General features: G+C 70.2%; 4 protein-coding genes and 1 pseudogene. All 5 read left to right on the plus strand.

Translation table 11 applies throughout. The features are described from left to right. Positions 1 to 213, plus strand: a pseudogene (locus KBX53_RS28235) (hypothetical protein); the annotation flags it as partial. 104 nt (positions 214 to 317) lie between these two features. Beyond that, on the plus strand, positions 318 to 1,106 hold the full coding sequence (locus KBX53_RS28240; RefSeq protein ID WP_210862595.1) for a DUF2993 domain-containing protein: 789 nt from the start codon (positions 318 to 320) through the stop codon (positions 1,104 to 1,106). Positions 1,107 to 1,211: 105 nt separating this feature from the next. Beyond that, complete coding sequence (locus KBX53_RS37325; RefSeq protein WP_310503780.1) at positions 1,212 to 1,289, plus strand: Ms5788A family Cys-rich leader peptide; 78 nt, start codon at positions 1,212 to 1,214, stop codon at positions 1,287 to 1,289. 206 nt (positions 1,290 to 1,495) lie between these two features. Further along, complete coding sequence (locus tag KBX53_RS28245; protein WP_030327771.1) at positions 1,496 to 2,344, plus strand: sulfurtransferase; 849 nt, start codon at positions 1,496 to 1,498, stop codon at positions 2,342 to 2,344. A 2-nt stretch (positions 2,345 to 2,346) separates the two neighbouring features. Then, a complete protein-coding gene (locus KBX53_RS28250; RefSeq protein WP_030327770.1) occupies positions 2,347 to 2,667 on the plus strand; it encodes a DUF1416 domain-containing protein in 321 nt (106 codons plus the stop codon). The last annotated feature ends 172 nt before the right edge of the window (positions 2,668 to 2,839 follow it).

Here is a 2,839-nt window from a genome sequence, read left to right on the forward strand (position 1 = left end):
ACCCCCTTCACGCCAACCCGGGCCGCCGTGATCGGCCTGGTCGCGGCGGTCACCGCCGTCCTCTCCGACCTCGCCGTGGGGTACGCGGAGGCGGGCCGGTTGATGGCCGGTGAACCGCCCACGATGTGGGTGGCCCGGCACATGCAGGGTCCACTCGGTGGCTTCGCTCTGGCGGCGCCCGCCGCGTACGCCATGTGCATGCTCTTCCTCTGAGTCACGGTTGAGCGCGGAGCCGGTCGGGTACCTACGGGTGCGCCGCCCTGCGGCGTCGGTACGAACGCCCCGTCGCGGCGCGACGGGCGGAGACAGGAGGCGGCGTGGCGCGGGACTATCCGGTGGACGAGGCGCGACCCCGACGGCGTGGCCGCAAGCTGCTCATCGGGCTGTTCGTTCTGCTCCTGCTGCTGGCGGGGTTGCTGGTGGTCGCCGACCGGGTGGCGGTCGGGGTTGCCGAGCGGACCATCGCCGACCGGGTGCGGCAGGAGATCGCCAAGCAGGGCGCGCAGTCCGCCGCCCCTGAGGTGGAGGTGGGCGGAGTCCCGTTCCTCACCCAGGTGCTCGATGGCCGTTACCAGCGGATCACCATCAACCTGCGGGACGTGCAGGCCTCGGTCGAGGGCGACGCCGTCCGGCTGCCGGTGCTGGACGTGACCGCCCGTGACGTGCGCGCCTCGCTGGACACCCTGCGCACCGGCCAGGGCGACATCGTGGCGGACACCGTCAACGGCGCCGGCACGATCAGCTACGAGAGTCTGGCCGCGTTGCTGAACCGCCCAGGGCTCACCCTCGGCGAGCAGAACGGCAAGCTCACCGTCACGGCCCCGGCCGACATCCTCGGTCAGCGGCTCACCATCAGCGGCACCGCCGACGTCACCGTCGCCGACAACGGCGCGGTCGCGCTGCGCTTCAACGACCTGGACGCCGCGGGTCTGCCGAACCTGCCGCTGGCCCGTGCGTTCCTGAGCAACTACGCCAAGAGCATCTCCATCGACGTGCCGCTTCCGGAACTGCCGTTCCAACTTGCCGTCCGGGAGGTCCGTCCACTGCCGGAAGGGCTGGCGGTCACCGCCGACGCGAAGAACGTGCCGATCAACTCGGTCGGCTGACGCCGGAGGCGCGGTGGGACGCCGAAATCCTTGGCAGGCCCGTCGATTCCCGGATGGTGGTCGGCTGAGTGGCAGCTCGGTCACTGGCTGGTAGGCTCCCTGGCCATGGGGACCCACCTCACCAAACGGCGCGCGGTCGACCTGTGCCGCGTGGCCACCTGCCTGTGTCGCCCCGTCATCTGACGGCGGGGCTGTCTCCGGCCGCCTGACGGCGGCCACCGGCACAGGGTTCTCGCACCCTCCGGTTATCCCACCGAACGCCCGGCAGCGGCGCCGTCGCACGAACCCGTGATCCCGTCCTTCAGCTGGGTCCCGCGCGTGGTGCGACAGATACGTCAACCGATTCGCGCGCGTTGGCTCACCATCCATCCTCACCAGGGAGTGATTCGATGAGTCGCGACACCGCACTCGTTTCGGCCGAGTGGGCCGAGAAGAACCTCGACGCCCCGGGCGTCGTCTTCGTCGAGGTCGACGAGGACACCTCGGCCTACGACACCGGCCACATCGCCGGTGCCATCAAGATTGACTGGAAGACCGACCTTCAGGACCAGGTCCGCCGGGACTTCGTCAACAAGACGCAGTTCGAGGCGCTGCTCTCCGAGCGGGGCATCAGCAACGACGACGTCGTGGTCCTCTACGGCGGCAACAACAACTGGTTCGCCGCGTACGCGTACTGGTACTTCAAGCTCTACGGCCACCGCGACGTGAAGCTGCTCGACGGCGGTCGCAAGAAGTGGGAGCTGGACGCCCGGCCGCTCGTGACCGACCAGGTGTCCCGCCCGGCGACGCAGTACGTCGCGCAGGAGCCGGACACCTCCATCCGGGCCTTCCGGGACGAGGTCGTCGCCGCGATCGGCACCAAGAACCTGGTCGACGTGCGCAGCCCCGACGAGTTCGCCGGTCGCCTGCTCGCCCCCGCCCACCTGCCGCAGGAGCAGGCGCAGCGGGCCGGCCACATCCCCACCGCGATCAGCGTGCCGTGGTCCAAGGCGGCCAACGAGGACGGCACCTTCCGGTCCGACGACGAGCTGCGCAAGATCTACGGCGACGCGGGGCTCGACGACGGCAAGGAGACCATCGCGTACTGCCGGATCGGTGAGCGCTCGTCGCACACCTGGTTCGTGCTCCAGGAGCTGCTGGGTCACCGCAACGTCAAGAACTACGACGGCTCCTGGACCGAGTACGGCTCGCTGGTCGGTGTGCCGGTGGCGCTCGGCGACGAACCCGGGGAGGCCTGATCATGACTCTTCCCACCGCTGCGGGCTGCGCCGCACCGGACCAGGCCGCGCCGCTGCCGGCCAGCCTGGACCTGGAGAAGGAAACCGTCATCACCGGTGTCGTCCGCTCCGCCGAGGCCGAGCCGGTGCCGGGGGCGTACGTCCGGTTGCTCGACTCGACTGGTGAGTTCACCGCCGAGGTGGTCACCTCGGCCGCTGGGCAGTTCCGGTTCTTCGCCGCGCCGGGCTCGTGGACGCTGCGGGCGTTGTCCCGGCACGGCAACGGCGACACCGCGGTCACCGCCGGCCGGGGTGTCAACGAGGTTGCCGTCACCGTCGCCTGACCCACTGCTCTGATCGATCGGGGCCGGTCACCCTCCCGGGGGTGGCCGGCCCCGGTCGTGTCCCGTCGACGCGCCGGGGCGGGTGCCGAAATCCATCGGCATGCGTCACTATCTTCTGGTGGAATTCAGGGATGAAAGTGGCGTGTCCGACGAAGGGGTCCCCATCGTCCTC

This window comes from Micromonospora sp. M51 (assembly GCF_018070305.1).
Lineage (GTDB): Bacteria > Actinomycetota > Actinomycetes > Mycobacteriales > Micromonosporaceae > Micromonospora > Micromonospora parva.